General features: G+C 43.4%; 14 protein-coding genes and 2 pseudogenes. 4 read left to right on the top strand and 12 right to left on the bottom strand.

The genetic code is table 11. The features are described 5' to 3' along the window. Positions 1–74 precede the first annotated feature (74 nt). The gene (locus ACFG4S_RS31910) at positions 75–1,352 is read right to left on the bottom strand and encodes an MFS transporter (protein ID WP_392532864.1); all 1,278 of its coding nucleotides are present in this window, start codon (positions 1,350–1,352) and stop codon (positions 75–77) included. Between the two features lie 168 nt (positions 1,353–1,520). Continuing rightward, positions 1,521–2,093, bottom strand: a complete 573-nt coding sequence (locus tag ACFG4S_RS31915) for a hypothetical protein (RefSeq protein WP_392532865.1) — start codon at positions 2,091–2,093, stop codon at positions 1,521–1,523. 124 nt (positions 2,094–2,217) lie between these two features. Between ACFG4S_RS31915 and ACFG4S_RS31920 the strand changes: the two are divergent. The 4 genes and pseudogenes from ACFG4S_RS31920 to ACFG4S_RS31935 all read left to right on the top strand — a co-directional run. Then, positions 2,218–2,357: pseudogene (locus ACFG4S_RS31920) on the top strand (XRE family transcriptional regulator); the annotation flags it as partial. Between the two features lie 116 nt (positions 2,358–2,473). Continuing rightward, positions 2,474–2,917 (top strand): hypothetical protein, encoded by a 444-nt coding sequence (locus ACFG4S_RS31925; RefSeq protein ID WP_392532866.1) that lies wholly within the window; start codon positions 2,474–2,476, stop codon positions 2,915–2,917. 24 nt (positions 2,918–2,941) lie between these two features. After that, positions 2,942–3,166 (top strand): hypothetical protein, encoded by a 225-nt coding sequence (locus ACFG4S_RS31930; RefSeq protein ID WP_392532867.1) that lies wholly within the window; start codon positions 2,942–2,944, stop codon positions 3,164–3,166. A gap of 240 nt (positions 3,167–3,406) precedes the next feature. Then, positions 3,407–3,532: a hypothetical protein gene (locus ACFG4S_RS31935; RefSeq protein WP_392532868.1), complete on the top strand. Its 126-nt coding sequence runs from the start codon at positions 3,407–3,409 to the stop codon at positions 3,530–3,532. A gap of 10 nt (positions 3,533–3,542) precedes the next feature. Here the strand turns inward: ACFG4S_RS31935 and ACFG4S_RS31940 are convergent, their stop codons facing one another. From ACFG4S_RS31940 to eis, 10 genes and pseudogenes are all read right to left on the bottom strand, one after another. After that, positions 3,543–3,884, bottom strand: a complete 342-nt coding sequence (locus tag ACFG4S_RS31940) for a 4Fe-4S binding protein (RefSeq protein WP_392532869.1) — start codon at positions 3,882–3,884, stop codon at positions 3,543–3,545. Between the two features lie 12 nt (positions 3,885–3,896). Next, complete coding sequence (locus ACFG4S_RS31945) at positions 3,897–5,642, bottom strand: FAD-binding protein (RefSeq protein WP_392532870.1); 1,746 nt, start codon at positions 5,640–5,642, stop codon at positions 3,897–3,899. An 18-nt stretch (positions 5,643–5,660) separates the two neighbouring features. Then, on the bottom strand, positions 5,661–6,881 hold the full coding sequence (locus ACFG4S_RS31950) for a glutathione S-transferase family protein (protein ID WP_392532871.1): 1,221 nt from the start codon (positions 6,879–6,881) through the stop codon (positions 5,661–5,663). A gap of 3 nt (positions 6,882–6,884) precedes the next feature. Beyond that, positions 6,885–7,541, bottom strand: coding sequence for a class I SAM-dependent methyltransferase family protein (locus ACFG4S_RS31955; protein ID WP_392532872.1), 657 nt, complete (start codon positions 7,539–7,541; stop codon positions 6,885–6,887). Between the two features lie 288 nt (positions 7,542–7,829). Continuing rightward, complete coding sequence (locus tag ACFG4S_RS31960; protein ID WP_392532873.1) at positions 7,830–8,702, bottom strand: bile acid:sodium symporter family protein; 873 nt, start codon at positions 8,700–8,702, stop codon at positions 7,830–7,832. 109 nt (positions 8,703–8,811) lie between these two features. Next, complete coding sequence (locus tag ACFG4S_RS31965) at positions 8,812–11,268, bottom strand: sulfatase-like hydrolase/transferase (RefSeq protein ID WP_392532874.1); 2,457 nt, start codon at positions 11,266–11,268, stop codon at positions 8,812–8,814. 13 nt (positions 11,269–11,281) lie between these two features. Next, positions 11,282–12,364, bottom strand: a complete 1,083-nt coding sequence (locus tag ACFG4S_RS31970; RefSeq protein WP_392532875.1) for a formylglycine-generating enzyme family protein — start codon at positions 12,362–12,364, stop codon at positions 11,282–11,284. 254 nt (positions 12,365–12,618) lie between these two features. Beyond that, positions 12,619–14,433, bottom strand: a complete 1,815-nt coding sequence (locus tag ACFG4S_RS31975) for a vanadium-dependent haloperoxidase (protein ID WP_392532876.1) — start codon at positions 14,431–14,433, stop codon at positions 12,619–12,621. Between the two features lie 773 nt (positions 14,434–15,206). Then, positions 15,207–15,707, bottom strand: a pseudogene (locus ACFG4S_RS31980) (transposase); the annotation flags it as partial. Between the two features lie 451 nt (positions 15,708–16,158). After that, entirely contained in the window at positions 16,159–17,337 is a 1,179-nt protein-coding gene (gene eis, locus ACFG4S_RS31985) for an enhanced intracellular survival protein Eis (protein ID WP_392532877.1), read from the bottom strand. Positions 17,338–17,411 lie beyond the last annotated feature (74 nt).

Genomic DNA, 17,411 nt, shown 5'->3' on the forward strand with positions numbered 1-17,411 from the left:
ATAGAAAATTTCAATTTAATCCTGATTAATTTGTTATAGATTCAAAATAAAGCTAGATTGCTAGCCTACATCAGTTAAATTACGTCTTGCAATACTTTGCGGGTATTTTTCCAAGTCCAAACACCGACAAATGCAACCACAAGGCTCATTCCTAGAAGTACAATTAGCAAGCCATATTCTTGATTTAACCAGCCTGTAATCGCCAGTGGTGCGGAAAGCGCGATGTTAACAGCATGATTTTGAAAGCCAAAGACCTTACCATGCATAATCGGTGGAGTCTGCTGTTGAATGAGAGTTTGCATTGGTACACCGATCAGGGAACCACTCACACCCAGTAAAATACACGAGCCGATTGCGAGTGCTTGACTATTAGTAAAGGGAACCAAAGCCAAAATTACCGCCATACTCAAAAAGCCGATCAAAGGTAAAGGTTTGTGATGTGTTTTCTCGCCCCAATGGCCCAAAATACCTGCACCCATAACCATACCGATTCCGACTGCGGCGATAAAGCGTCCAGATTGTTTTCCTTGTAAACCAAACTTTTCTGCTAAGGGAAGAGCAAGTACCATCAACGCGGCAAAGACGCAGTATAAAACTGTAATTTGCAGCATTGCATTTAACACTAAACGGTTTTTCTTGAGGTAGCGTAAGCCTTCTTTGAAGTCAGCCCAAAGATCGATGCGATCGCCCGGAGTTTCGCTCGGTGATTTTTTTTCCCGAAAGTGAATCGGCACCATAACTATAGCTGATAACAGATATAGTAACGCCACTACTAACTCTGGCCCGTACTGTTTAGCTATACCAGTTTCAGCCAAACTCAGCAGCGGATCTCCTAACAAAAAACCGACAATTAATGCGCCCATCATCGTGCTAGTAAACAGTGCATTGGCTGCTATTAAACACTCTCGTCGCACTAGTAAAGGAATTGCAGCTTGTTCAGCTGGGGCAAAAAATTGGGTGACAGTGGAAACCGCAAAGGTGATGAGAAAAAGGATATGAAAATTCCTTGGCAAAAAGGCAAGTCCTATGGTTAATAGCCCACGTAAAATATCAGAGCCGATCATAATCAGCTTTTTCGGTACGCGATCGACAAATACACCCCCTGCTGAACCAAATAAAACCGCTGGTATAGTAAACGCCACCATCAAAAGGGGATACATAGATTCTTTTGCTACTCCCAAAGGAGGTAAGTAGCTACTGTTTTTGTCTACGACCAGATCGACCAGCATTAAAAAGAAGACTTTATCTGCTAACTGGGACACTAGTTGCCCAATCCACAGGAGCATAAAACCACGGTTTTTTAGCAGTGCGCCAAACCCGTTATTAACAGCAGCAGGTTCTGTTGGAAACATCAGTTACTTTCTTTGGGTAGATGGGGCAGAGGGGCAAAGGGGCGGCACTTCGGTTCATTTCGGCTACGCTCAACGACCAACGCTCAGTGACCGAGGGGCGGAGGGGGAGAAATAATCAATTCCCAATGCCCAATGACTAAATCCTATTTACTCACTCCATTGTCCGGATTAATTTGCTTCATAGCGCTTTAACAGCATACGCAAAAATTCAGCTGCTGTCAGATAACCTCCGGGGGGAAAAATTCCAAAGGATGAATCTACCCAGCGGCCTTGTACAATTTGGGGCGATCGCCAAATAGACAGATGATCGACTGCTGGTTCTGCATAGAAGTTATTTTGCCCACTACCGAGCAAACTAGAACTCCAATGAGTGAAATAATCATGACTCATGCGATGAATCGGAAAATTACCCTGTAGTGCCACCCCCCATCCATCTATAGCAATAAATGCTTTGACACGACCACCCAAGAGTTGCCACAGATGCGCTGCTCCGATCGCCCCAACAACGCCAGCACTAAAGCTAATGAATATAATTGGTGATTCTAGAGAGTTGCTTAGGCGATCGCGCAAAAACTCCAAAATATGCAAAGCTGATAAAACTAAAACATCTTTACCTGGATAAATCAGTATATTTGCGGAATTAGGAGCGATCGGGCTATTACTAACTATATCTAATAAGACTACTTTAAAGCTTTCAGTTAACTCTGGCTCATGAATTCCAGGGCAAACAATTATACTCATCTTTAACATTACCTTTCATCACATAAAATCTATCTGCTACCACTTAAACATTAGGAATTAATTCTGCTACTAAATTTTTATAGCCTTGCTATAAATACTATACTTACTTCTTTTTTTTTGCTCTGTGATTTTCAAGGAATATCTGAAGGAAGCACCTGTACAGCAATTGCTCAGTACTTTGGGACATCGGATGGTTCACTCACAATTTAAAATTCTCGGCGTTACAATATCAGCAAAATTGAGGAAGTTGTAGCGACTGTTTAGAGTAGATTGCAATAGTTGGTTGTGTGGTTTAGGGAAAACTTGGCATTGGTGACTATGGGTTTCCAGCCCAAATTATCTTCAGTCTAGACAGAAGCTTTTTAGCTACTCAGCATAGTATGTCCGAGTTCGCAATATGGGAAATTGTAACTGGTAGGTTGATTAGTGCCATCAACACTGACTACGTTGAAGGTGATACTGACCCTGGAGACTCAGATCCAGTACTTTTCAGCCCAGATGGTAGAATTTTAGCAATTGCCGGAACCGCAAATATCACGCTATGGCAAGTTGGCTCTGGAGAAAAAATACAAACTATTAATCGTTACCATCAGAGTTGGGAAGTTGCTTGGCAACTAAAACAGGTGTGTAAATATTTACCTGTTAGACCGATTTCAGTTAGGGATAGTGAATATGGATGCGCCCCTTTTGGCAATATTCCCGCAGATATTCTCGTTCGATTATGCTCAAATCTGTGTTTATGGGGTGAACCAGGAGCTTATTCAGGGATTGGCCGTCCCAAGAAGTATGGTGATAAATTTAAGCTCAATGAACCAATAACATGAAGTGAAGCGACATCTGTGTTGGAAATGAATGACCCAAAATTAGGACGTGTGCGTGTTAAGTTGTGGAAAGATTTACACTTGCGTCAGGCTGCTACAAGCCCAATGTTACTGATGAGGGTTGAACGTCTCAATACACAAGGCAATGAACGAGTGACCAAACCTTTGTGGTTAGCTTGGGTAGGAGAAGAAATGCTACCATTAGAAGAGGTTTGGTGTCTTTACTTGCGTCGCTTTACCATTGACCATTAATATTGTTTTTTAAAATAACGTCTACATTGGACAGTGCCAATTACAAGTCAAATTCAAGTCTGGTTGGATAGATGCACCTCCTATTCCTAGTTTGTTCGTATGCAACATTGGGGATATGCTCGAGCGCAAACACCGCACCGCGTTCAGAACTTATCAACAAGTCATTACCTGTCATTTCCATTCTTCTTTGATCCCAATTTCAACGTTGAAGTCAAACCCATTTAATTAAACGATGTATTAGTGAATGATGATAAAAGCGATCGCTGGGATAAAGCCAGTGTCCACGAATTTCGCGGGACTTATGGCGATTATCTTTTGAATAAAGTCTCTAAGGTATTTCCAGAACTACAACAAAAAGTGCTTTAGAGAGTCCAAATTAACTTTGATAAGGACGCGGTAATTGGCGCAGTTTATGAGCCGTATCCAATTCACTATTATTTTTTCTGCCATATCCCCAACCCAAAAGGCGACGATATTCACCCATGATGCCACTTTCAATTAAATCATCCTCATTGACTGCAACATTGGTATGAGATTCAGGCGCAACATAGAGTGCATCCGCAGGGCAATATGCTTCACACATGAAACAAGTTTGACAGTCTTCTTTGCGGGCGATCGCAGGTGGTTGATTAGGTACGGAGTCAAAGACATTGGTGGGGCAAACTTGGACGCACAAATTGCAATTGATACAGAGTTTATGGCTGACAAGCTCGATCATGATATGCTCCTGCTACAACTTTGATACTGAGGGTGTGGTTTGAGTGGTAATTACTGGTGGTGTAGCAATCGCATCCGTAATCCAATCACGCCTTACCCAAAGCTTATCTAAGCCACCTGTTGCTTGGTAATAACGCTGATTTGGATCGGTTTCGGGATAGTCTATGCGAATATGTTCGCTGCGCGTTTCCGTGCGATGCAACGCGCTAAAATATGCCCATCGTGCTACAGCTGTCAGAGCAGCCGCTCGCCGAGAAAATTCCACATCACGGACTGTATCTTGTTTAGGGTTCCCTTGTACTTGCTGCCACAGCGTTTCTAATTTGGCGAGAGAATCCAAAAGTCCCTGCTCAGAACGCAAGTAATTCTTCTCCAACGGGAACATCTGGGCTTGTACACCGCGCACGATCGCCTCACTATCGAATGTTTCAGAAGTGGTTGAGGACGATGGCATTCCGCCCACCGTAGGCGATCGCAATCCCACTTGACCAGTAGGACGCGCAACCCGTTCATTTGCATGAGCGCCCAGACTCTTAGCAAAGTCCGCTGCCCCAACTCCAGCCCATTGCCCTGTAGAGATTGCCCAGGCAGCATTGGGGCCACCACCTCCAGAAGCTAAACCAGCTAAAAACTCCCGCGATGCGGCATCACCGGCAGCATAGAGGCCAGGAACCTTTGTAGCGCAATTATCATTCACAATCCGAATCCCACCTGTACCACGGACTGTACCCTCTAAAACAAGTGTCACAGGCACTGGTTCTGTATATGGGTCAATACCAGCTTTTGTATAGGGTAGAAAAGCAATGAAATGAGACTTTTCAATCACTGCTTTAACTTCCGGTGTGGCTCGATCCAAACGAGCATAAACGGGGCCTTTCAGCAGGGCATTAGGGAGAAATGAGGGATCTCGACGACCATTGATATAGCCACCCAGATCATTGCCTGCTTCATCACTATAACTAGCCCAGCCAAAGGGGACACCCCTGGTTACAGTGGCGTTGAAAGCCGTTGAAATTGCATAGTGATTGGAAGCTTCCATACTAGAAAGTTCGCCGCCGGCTTCCACTGCCATCAGCAATCCATCACCTGTATTAGTATTGCAACCTAATGCTTTACTCAAGAATGCACAACCGCCATTCGCTAAGACTACTGCACCAGCACGAACGGTATAAGTACGATGATCTTGCCTCTGCACACCTCTTGCACCAGCTACTGAGCCGTCGTCAGCCAATAAAAGCTCTAAAGCAGGACTTTGGTCGAAAATCTGCACACCAACACGCAAAAGGTTTTTACGAAGTACCCGCATATATTCAGGGCCATAATAACTCTGACGCACAGATTCCCCATCTTCTTTAGGGAAACGATAGCCCCAACTTTCTACTAGGGGCAAACTCAGCCAGGTTTTTTCGATAACACGCTCGATCCAACGTGAGTCAGCAAGGTTTTTTCCTACGCGATAACGCTCCGATAAAACTTTGTCCCAATTCTCTGGAGAAGGGGCCATGATGCCGTTACCACTAGCCGCCGCTGCACCACTCGTACCCAGAAAACCTTTATCTACAATGATGACTTTGACACCTTGAGATGCTGCTGCCCAGGCTGCCCACGCTGCGGCAGGGCCACCACCAATTACCAGTACATCAGCAGTTAATTGTAGTTCATTTTCACTATGGACTGTTAGCAATTCCCTTTCCTCAATAAAGTTTCTAAAGTACGGCAGAATTGAGAGGCGCTCCGACTTTTCGCTGCGTCTGTGCATAAGGCAACGCCCACAAAATTAATAAACAGATGTCAATAATTTATCGATCGCAGCCCGAAACGCCGTTGCTGCACCAGCACTCATATCACGAGGGGCGCAGATGCGATTTCTCAAATATGCGAAAGTAATAGCTCCCACAGCAGCGAATAGGGGATCAACACTACTATCTTTACCACCAGTCCGACCACCCGGTAAAGTTTCGCCATTGCCATGAATCAGATAATCAGCCAGTTGTCGCAGGTGAAAATCAACAGCATCTTTAACTGTGGTAAAATCACCATCTGCGGCTATTGCTTGGACTCCAGAATTTTTGATAACATCTGCGATCGCAACTTCCCGATTATCGCTCAGTCTTTCAGCTGCTTCGGCTCGATATTGAATTTTCTCACTATCTGCCGCATCCAGAGGTAAAGGATTTCCAATCGGTTCTACACCCCATCTGCGACGCAACAATAAATTATTAGTAATATTATCCGACTTCACCCTGTGATAAGCAGGACGCTGATTAAGTGCATCAAACCAAGTATTAATGCGAGGAAAGCGAGGATTTCCTTTGAGGTGATATCTCCGATACACAGGTAAATTAGCCGCCAATCTATCTAGATGGGGACTATACATAATATCAACTAAGCTAAATGTACTGACAAAGTAGGGGCTAGGGTATTTAGCCAAAGCTTGTTCAAGTTCATCTAACTTCGCCTCAAATGCTGCTTGTAATGCCAACTCATCAGCATCTACAGGTGTTTCTCTCAGAAATTTGTAAGCAATCTCTTTAAAACCATTAGTCTCAGCTTCTTCAACCAACTGCCTAGCAACAGCATTTTCCTCTGGATTTTCCGGCAATAATGCTGGATGTGGAAACCTTTCTTCTAAAGCTAAGAGAATATCTTTGGATTCATATACTAACTTTCCCTCAATTTTTGCTGCTGGGACAAGGGTTGTGGGAACTAGGTCAGTGTACCATTTAGGTTTATTACTTAAATCAATAAACTCCGTTGCAAAGGGAATTTCCTTTTCTTCCAGAGCAAACCAAACTCTCTCGCAGAAAGGACACCAGGAATTAGTATCTCGATAAAGCAAGACTGGCGGTTCTGTGTTTGGCGGAAGTTTATGTAAACTGCTGGGTATTGGTGCAGTAGAAGGAGATTGTCCTGTCCTCTTTACTCTACGTGCAGAGGTATTTTTTCTAGCAGTTTCTAAAACTTCTTCCCAAGTTGACACTGTGTTTTGAATAGACATTTTTTACCTCGCTTTACTAGGAATGCCGGAAAACACAAATAAATGTTGCTCTTTAGGTGCAGCCAAGTTTTCACCAAGGTATCGATTAAGACCAACACCCATATCTCCTGTAGCCGTAAGCTTGAAGTTTACTTCTTCAAATCCAGATGCACTTAAAATTTTCCGCACATTGTCAGAGTAGGTAATACCGTTGGAGTGTCCACGAGTCCAAATGACAAAAGCACCTGGTTTACTCAGAAAACTCAGGTTATCTAGTAAGCGATTGAGTTCAGCCTCATCAGCCAGATTGCCAAAGACACCACACACAATCACGATATCTGCTGGTATTGCTCCTACATAGTTAGTGGCAAGAGTTGCATCACCATTGATAAACTCAATTTGCTTGGCTAAACCCAAAGACTCTATAGTTGCTCGTCCACGCTCAACCAACTGGGGGCTAAGTTCAACAAGTTGTGCATATACGTCATTTATTCGAGGGTGATTTTTTAAAGTTCCTAGTAAATCTCGTCCATCACCCGCGCAAATACTTACGACACGGATAGTTCCAGATGGCGACGCATTCAAGCTGTAAGCAATATATTCCTGCACGATTTCTAGACGCTGCTGCAATTTTGGCTCAGTGTCGTATAGGTCGTGCCATTCATACCAATCTTTTGGCATAAGGAGTGATTCCCATTTGATGCACACTGTAAACTTAAAACTACGGTTAACATATCAAATAACTGTAGTTTAAGCATGAAGGCAGAGTATCACAGACATTCAGATAAAATCAAGTCTTATTCCCTATAATCACTTTTGATGGGGTGGTTATAGTTTTCTGCGTAATGCTCTTTTGCTCGCTTTAGTCTTTTCTCAATCAGATCAATATCTTGTTTTGGTGTAGCGATACCCTGCTTTGATTTCTTTTGAAAAGCGAGTAATAGAGATATTTTTGCAGTCAGAAGAGTTTCAACCTTCTACCTGTTCTATCTCTATACCCATTCCTTGGTCTAGTTCTATGAACTTTGGCCCGGCGAGCAAAACTACGATCATCATTAAAATACTCGTCACCATGATGATGCTCACGACGCTGGGATCTTCAAAATTACTTGTAGCTACTAATAATGCTGCGGCAAAATTACGTTGAGCTGTTCCTACTCCTAGCACTCGTTGGGTATCGATACCAGGGCCGCCTAAAAGATAACCGACGCTAAAGGAGAAGACTATGAAAATAGCACAAACTAAAATTGCACCTGTTTGTAATAAACCAATGATATCGTTAGTGTGAACTATCAGCCTGACTACTAAACCTAAAAGCAATCCAGCATTAGATAATTTGAACAAAATCGGCTGGATAATGGGGGCGATCGCACTGAATTTTGCTTTGATGAATAACCCAATGATTAATGGGCTAACCATCATTAACAATAAGGGTTTGGCAATGTCCCAAGAGTTAATTTGCACACCTTCCACCACTAAGGGCAGTACAATCGGCATATAAAAAATTGTGCCCAGCATTAGTAACATCATTAATCCCACCGAGAAAGCTATATTGCCTTTGACTATATGGGCAAGTTTAGGTAGTGCTGGAGGCCCTGATGCTACTGCCATGATCAGTAAGCCATCTCTTAGTGGTTCACTTAAATGTACTACTTGTAGTAACAAATATACAAAAAGTGGCACTAGCACAAAATTTGTCAGCAGCGATGAGATGACTAAGCGGAGGTTGCGGAGTGGTTCCCAAATCTGTTGTACGGTGAGACTTAACCCTGCACCCAGCATGGTGAACACGATAAATGTGAAAAGTGCGAGTTTATCGATTAGTGACAAGATTTCGTTCATGATTTTTTTCACGCAGAGTTGCGGAGGGGCAGGGGGCAGAGGGGCAGAGGAGGATGAGGAAAATTAATTACCCTTTAACCCTTCCCCTTTCCCCAATCCTCAGTCCTTATTACTTCAATTCCAGGGTGACTTGTTGTAAGTTGCCGGTAAATGCAAAGGGTGTTTGGTAAGTATCTACGGCAGGTGTGCCAGTATCTTGACCAACATCAAAGGTTTCATCTAAACCAAATCGGTAGCCTACGGTTTTATCAATGCGGCCTTCGGCAACCTGTCGATCGTTGATGGATAGCTTACCAGTACCGCCTGCTCCCGGAGCGCCACCATCATAAGTAAAGTCAAATTTGATTTGGGATTTGCCGATCGCAATTGGTTGAGAAGATTGAATGATTGTGCGATCGCTATTTAATAAGTTGTAAGCAAAAGTGGGTTTACCTTCTTGCAAGAATAAACTCCAACCCGCAAAACGTCCGCCTTGGGTGACTAAAACGCCTTCAGTACCAGATGAAGCAGCATCCACATCGGCAGTGATGCTAAAGGAGCGATTCTTAATATTGGGAGCGCTGCCTTCGGGAATTCCTGCAACAGATGTGTAATAAGTAAAGTTATTGCGTCCTGTGATTAGGTTGGAACGGATTTTGACATCAAACCGTTGAAGTAAGCGATCGTCCAAAGGCAGAACTTTGTATTTCTTTGCTTCCTTCAAAAATAGATTTTGTAGTTGCGCTAACTTGTCAGGGTTCTGCTTGGCTAAATCGTTGGCTTCACTGAAGTCTTTGGTAATATCATATAGTTCCCAATTATCTTGATCGAAGGTGGTTTTGGAGACACGCTCCCAAGGTAAGCGTCCATGACGGGCGGCTGCTACCCAACCTTCATCGTAAATGCCACGATTGCCAAGCATCTCAAAATACTGGGTTTTGTGATGGGATGGTACAGCAGGATTATCAAAGCTATAAACAAGGCTAGTACCTTCTATGGGTTGTTGTTTTACACCGTTTACTACCTCTGGTTCTTCAATCCCCACAGCTTCCAGAATTGTGGGAGCAATATCAATTACATGATGGAATTGGCTTCGCAGTCCACCACGATTTTTGATGCGTTCGCCCCAAGCCACAACTAAACCATTACGGGTTCCGCCGAAATGAGAAGCAATTTGTTTTGTCCATTGGAAGGGGCTATCCACTGCCCAAGCCCAAGCTGCATGAAAATGATTGAAGGTCTTTGGCCCACCTAAATCATCTAAAGCCGCGAGAACTTCTTGAGGACTTTCTGCTACGCCATTAAAGACTTTTAATTCATTGATACTACCTGTTAAGCCGCCTTCAGCACTCGCACCATTATCGCCGGCGATGAAAAAGACTAAGGTGTTATCCAATTCACCAAGTTGGTCTATGGCATCAATGACTCTACCAATTTGTGCATCGGTATGACTGAGGAAACCTGCAAATACTTCCGCCTGACGCGCATAAACTTTCTGCTCGGTGGGAGTAAGGGAATCCCAAGCTGGAAGTTCCGCCGGGCGAGGAGTGAGCTTAGTATCGGCGGGAATTACACCCAATGCTAGCTGACGAGCAAAGATGTCTTCGCGTAATTTATCCCAACCTCGATCGAATTTACCCTTATACTTGTCGATCCATTCCTTGGGCGCATGGTGTGGGGCATGGGTTGCGCCAGTGGCAAAGTAGGTAAAGAAGGGTTTATCAGGAGCGATCGCTTGCTGGGTACGAATCCACTTAATTGCATGGTCTGCTAGATCGGGGGTGAGGTGATAATCAGGGCGATTTGGTTTCTGAATATGTTGGGTATTTTCCACCAATGCCGGACTCCATTGATTGGTATCACCGCCCAGAAATCCATAGAAGTACTCAAAACCTAAACCTGTCGGCCAGCGATCGAATGGGCCTGCTGCACTGGTTTCATAGTCTGGGGTATTGTGCCATTTGCCAAAGGCTGCTGTGTTATATCCATAGTCTCGCAAGACTTCAGCGATCGTTGCCGCACTTCTAGGTAAAATCGCTGTATAACCTGGATAGCCTGTGGCTAACTCCTCAACCACACCTGTATTCACAGAATGATGATTGCGTCCCGTGAGCAATGCGGCTCTGGTAGGAGAGCAAAGTGCTGTAGTGTGGAATTGGTTATAACGCAATCCCCTTGCTGCTAGACGGTTTAAATTAGGCGTATCGATCGAGCCGCCAAAGGTGCTGGTTTGTCCAAAACCAACATCATCAAGCAACACCAGCAAAATGTTTGGTGCATTTTCTGGAGCCTTAATTGGTTTGGGGAAGTCTGGTTCGGATTCTTTGTAAGTAAGGCCAATTTTGCCTTTAAAAGATGATTGGGGTAATGGCAATTTGTCGCCATAGTCCGCCCAAGCAGGTAGAGGTAAGAGACTAGAAAATATTAGCGTTAGGGCTGTCAAAAAGGCGATTCTCCTTCTCCTATCGGAGACGCTGCGCGTTAAGCGAAGCCATGCCCGAAGGGCTTTACGGAGACGCTGCGCGATCGCACCAGAACTTAACTTCAGAGATGCATACAAAGAATCTCTCTTGTGAGGATCAGTCATACAATTTTGGATTTTAGATTTTGGATTTTGGATTTATAGGTAGTGTGCAGGAAGGCAAATTTTTAACTAGCCGAAACCCGATATGAGTAGTTCCCGTATCGGGTGATTCTGACTCTCGCGCCGCCGGACGGAAGCGGCTACAGTAATTGGGAGCGCAGAGATACGATCCCCCCTTGATGACGTGTAACGCTGACTCATCAGGCTTGTTGGGATCAAAGCTTTGATTTAAGGCAATAGGATTAATTTGATGGGATTTGGGATCGCGTCCGACTTGAAAGAAATCAGTAGTCCATTCCCACACATTGCCGGTCATGTCATAGAGTGCATAACCATTAGGTGCAAAAGAACCGACGGGAGCAATGCCCAAGTGACCATCAGCTTTGGTGTTAAAAAAGGGAAAAATTCCTTGCCAAGTGTTGGCTCTATGTTCAGAATATTCATTGCCCCAAGTGTATGTTGCACCATCCAAGCCACCACGGGCGGCATATTCCCATTGGGCTTCGGTAGGTAAGGATTTTCCTGACCATTTGGCGTAGGCTAGAGCATCTTCGTAAGCTATATGAACAACTGGATAGTTCGATTTGCTAGCGATAGCACTGTCTGAGCCAAAAGGATGTTGCCAATTCGCGCCAGTAGTCCAATGCCACCAACTTAGAAAGGAAACTTGCTTGACACCCGGTTTTGCCATTTCAAACACTAAGGAACCCGGTAATCGCTGCTCATCGGGTAAATCGGGAAACTGTTCTTGAGATAAGGGACGCTCTGCAACTGTCACATATCCTGTAGATTTGACAAATTCACTAAATTGTGAATTTGTTACCTCATATTTATCAATACAGAAGTCAGTCACCGTTATGTCTCCAGGCGATCGCTCCTCCACAAAACTGGAATTATCAGACCCCATTTTGAACGTTCCTCCTGAAATCATCGCCATCCCTTGGGGACAGGGATTGACTGTGGCTGCAAATGCGGTTGTATTGATGAATAAGAGTGCGATCGCTATTCCCTGAATGAATATTAGTGTGAGAAAGTAATGTTTTTTTACATCTCTAATATTCTCAATTTTGCTAGTTCTAATTGAATACCTGTAGTTCATCAATAAGATTCAACTTTGCTTAAAATTTATATTATTTTGGATTTCAGATGAACAACCCCTATTCTGTTGGTTGTTTTTGTTAATATATTGTTGAATCTTTGTATTGTGTCAGGAATGTAAGCAATTGATATCAATAAAATTACTTTCCAAACTAAGTTTTTTAATCGACTCTATCTCTTTATCCTCTTTTTTGGTGAAGGTGTTGCTGAGTAAAATACCTTTACTCAGCACTCCTAGTAATGCCAAAAATCGGTTTAAACGGTGACTTTTGTACCGTCAAATTTGGTGAAGGTGAAGCCATTGAATATTTCGTTATAACCCAGTCTCTCATCCTTGAGCAGACTAATAGCAACCTCTTCTCCTAAAGCCAAAGCAGCAGAACCATCCGAACGCCAATGGATACCACCGTGACCGCGACCAATAGCATAGTTAGTTGCCAGTTTATTCAACTCACCACCTACAGTTAGTGGTGGCCCACTGTAAGCAATTACTTTTGTTGGGTCACTGGGATCGGGCACTACTGGTGAGGGGATAACAAAGTTTTCATCAAAAAATGCTTTCAACAGTGTGACATTGACGCCAGCAGTGGCAGCCGCACCACCTGTATAGGAGGAATGGGTTGGTGATGCTTCTGGATATGCTTGGGGCAATAGATAGGTGCCGAAGGTGCTAAAAGTCTGAGCCAAAGCATTAGAATTCAAGACCTCAGAATTAATTGGATACTGAGTTCTATTCACAACGTTGTTGTAGACTAGTCCACCATAGGCTTCTGGGCGCAGAATGCGGTGTACATAATACTTCTGCCAGTATGACGCTCTAATCACACGCGAGCTACCCAAGTTAAGCAAGGCTTGTAAATGTCCCACTGCAAAGGTTGCATTAGAACCAATTTGGGTCTTCGATCTGACGTAGGGATTGCCTGGATTCAAAGGAGTACCGATGCTACCAAGAATTAAGGAGGCTCCTAAATATGTAGGACCGCCAATATGGGCATACTCACCTAAATCCCGAACTGTGGCTATGTAACGGTTTTTGGGGTCATATTTAATGGATTTCCCGGAACTACCTCCATTCTGAATAGCCAACCATTCCTCGAAATTGAGTAGAAAGTCATTACCAGGAAGAGCAGTACGAATCAATGGCGAAACAGACTGAGTTCCCCAAGGAATAGTTAGCAACAAAAATTGTGAGAGATAGGGCCCATCTAGCACCCCTGGCGGAGTAACATATCTTGTACTTGAACCGGAACCGACGTAGTTGACACTACCACGAAATAAAGTTTGAGGGGTGACACGACCATTTTGTTTTGGCCCTCGGAACGCCGAAAGCTTGTTGAGGTCTTCGACGGCTGCCAAGACTTTTGGGTTGTCAGTATTGTTTTGGAGCTTGGAAAGAGGTACATCTCGGAGTAAAGCTTGCCAGTAGAGTTCAACTGCTTCAGCAGCGCGATCTGCACTAGCTAGAGCTGGTGGGGGCGGTACAGCTATTTGCGCTGCATTGATCCCTTCTAGGCTAATTGCTAGGGGACCTTGAGGATTGACCAGCTTTCTGGTGCCACCCAAGATGATATTTTCATAATCATTCGGGTTTTGTGTTGTCAGCGCTCTGGTCAAAGAGTTGTAAGCTTCCAGATTGACTTCACCTCGTTCGTTATGCGGTAGTCCCCTACTATCAGAGCCGATTTTGTTGTGATAACGCTCTTCATCGCCGTTGGTCAAATGGGCCGGAATCGGAATATTTCGTTCAAGTGTTGCTGCTTGAAGACGTACTCGATAGGCTTTATCAACAAATTTGCTGTAGTCGAAGGGCCGATTATTATACCGCCTGTTGACGGCTTGGGCTTGTACAACATCTCCAATATCTCTTTCGTTCTTTGAGGAGAAAGGTGAACCTAAAACTCCTGCAACAACGCTAGTGGCACTAAATAAACCAGCGCGACCAAGAAATGAGCGTCTGCTATGACTACCAAAAAAACTTTTGCTAGCTACACGGGGTTGTTTCAGTTTATCTTCACTATTCGTTTGAGTATCTTGTTCGGAACCTTGATAAGAATTTGGATCTAATTGCATGAGATGTTCTCCACTGGAAAAAATAATGCAAAAATTTAGTCATAAGTGAATACATGAGCATCTGAAAACTAGAAAAACTAGTCACACACGAAATTCTCACTTCTAGAGAAACAGGCTAATCTAACCAGATTTGGGATGATATCTGGGGTTACTTTACTGGAAGTTAACTTGCGTAGGAGTGATATCAGGTTCGGTTAAACACTTAATAATATCTATAGGTTGGGTTGAAGAACGTAAACCCGAATGGGAACAGCGTCTCGTAGATAAGGGACTTATCGCAGAGCAACCCAACATTTGATCATTATTTATGTTGGGTTTTACTGCCGTACTCCTACGGGGAAGCAAGCTACAACTCTACCTACATTGATAGATTTTATTAGAAGTAATCACCCAAACTTGATATGATTCTCCTGACAGTCATACCAGCACTAAATGCCGATATTATGCCTTCATCGTATGGCTGTTATAGTTTTTTAGTTGTAATCAGTCCGATCAGATGTTGTCGGGATTAAAGCATAGCTAAAACCACCGCTTGTTTGCAGTCAAGCTAAATAATCCCGTAAATCTATCGTTTTACCGTATTTTGTAGATATTAAATCAGACTTTCTCACAATCGCTGATAAAAATCAAGAGGTTTTTACAATAAACTTAGCAAGAGTATGATAGCCCCAGAGAAGCAAGCGTACAGGGTCTAAGTGCCGATTCAATAGAAGCACGCCTTGCTAAACTCGATATTGTGGCTTGATTTGCTGTAACTACAGGAATCTTTAAATCTACAGCTTAGGGAAGTCAAAAATTTGACAGTTAAGCGACAACTCAAATAAAGCTTTGACAACAGAGAAGGAATGACAGAAAAAATAAAACTCTCGAATCAGTCTTTTTCCTTGTAACCAAATATCTTCTACTGGGTTTTGTTGAGGTGCATTTGGGGCAAATCTTTCACAAGATATCAACCATTGTTCTTTTTCTAAGTTGGCATTCAAAGAATCTAAATAATCTTTGATTTTTTGAGAGCGATGATAACTAGCACCATCCCAAATAATTAAAAGTTGTGCATCTGGACGTTGTGAGCGGAGATACTCCAAAAAATTAATTGTGTTTTCCGAGTTACCTGTCTTGGCAGAATAGGTGAGAAATTCCTTTGTTTTATAGTCTAATGCACCAAAGTATGTTTGTTTATCACGAGCATTGACAACTGGAATTGAAATGCGCTCACTCATTTTACCCCAGATATATCCTATGATGTCTCCCCAGAGTAAATGGCATTCATCAACTGGAGTTTAGACTAAAAGCGATATGAGAGAACGCAAATCAAATGGAATTAGAGATTAAAAATATTATCTTGTCAGCCTCAAAGTATCCGCGACCTTTAACAATTGTGTAGTATGTCTGCCACAATAAGTAATACAATAATGATAATCATGGGAAGAGTGTGAGAGGAACGAGCATCGCTCGTTCCTCTCACACTCTCCTTATTTGATTATCATTATCTCTAGACTAAGACTAGATGGGGAATGGTCAAGAAAAAAAGGGAGTCTGATTGAATACAGTCCCCCTTTTGGCAGAACCTGAGAAACAAACTCCAGTTATTTAGGGACTTCCAGAAAATAAATTATCGCATTTTCATAGTGGCAGCTTCTTTCTCCTCTGCGTCCTCTGCATACACAAGATGGAATATTTTTTTACTTGGAAATCCCTTATTGCCCCACTCACTCCCTATTCCCTTTAAAAGAAATCAGCTACCCAAGGCGAGGCACCTGCAAATATTTGCGTGGCTGCTGAAATAGCGGTTTGTGTCCCATACAGTTTTCCGGCTATTTGCAAATGATACGGAGTAAACAAATTTGTATATAGTGGTGCTAGTTCTCGGACATCTAGCTGTAACTCACCCAACCCACCTTTTTTAACTTCACCGCGTCCATTGGTAACAGAAAGGATGAATTTACCATTGTTTCCATCTAGCAAATTATCTTGAATGTCTAGGTGCAGTTCAGCTTGAATTCCCGATGGATAACCCCGCATTTCCAATGCTTTGACTACATCTACTATTCGCAGCAGCCAGCGAAACTGAGTCGAAATCTTGGCAGTTTGCTCTGGTAACACCAATGTCAGAGTATCAATTGCAGAACTCTTCCAGCGCACTCGCTGAATTTGGGAGCGATGGGTGGCGAGAAAAGACCAGAAAGTTTGTACAGCCTCAACTGTTCTCAGTACCCAATCTTTGACAAAGATAATTTCACCATCTTGTGTTCGTTGTTGAGTGAAGATGATGTAACCTTCGGGTTGGTCTTTTGCACCAATGAAATAAGCATAGGCTATTTCGTTTTTATCTGCTTGAACTAATCGTTCCCAAATTGCGGGATGTCGGTCTAAATACCCATGCGTGAGTTTTGCTTGCTTTTGATACAGTTCGTGAAAGACTTGATGATTAATACTCGCTACTGGTTGCAAAGGTAGGGGTTGCTGTCGTAAACCAATTGCGTTGGTTGCAACTTCCCAAATGTACCAGCTACCCCCTTGTTCATACCCGACTTTTCGATACAAGCCTTGAACTGCTGGATAAAGAGCAGAGAGCGGTATCCCTCTAGCATAAAGTTCTTGGAGGGTGTTCTGCATAAGAGCGATCGCTCCTCCCGAACCACGGTATTCTGGAGCTATACCCACTACGGCAATTCCCGTCATTGGTACACGCTCACCACCCCACCATTGACCCATATCCAGAGTCGCCAATCCACCAATTAATTGCTCTGACTCACGAATAATGCGACAATTTTCCACGCCAATTTGGTTGATGTAAACTCCCTCCCCACCAAGTGCGTTAACAAAACATTGGTCAAAGATACTCCCAAGCCGTTGAATATCCTGGGGATGGGCGAGAGTGCTGTATTTAAATTGAGGTGTCATCTCTTATACCATTAAGAATACAAAAGCAAAACTATAGGACAACTAAGGTTCGTTCAACTTTGACCTTCTGAGGC

Origin of the sequence: Nostoc sp. C117 (assembly GCF_043099735.1) — a bacterium.
Classification (GTDB): Bacteria; Cyanobacteriota; Cyanobacteriia; order Cyanobacteriales; family Nostocaceae; genus Nostoc.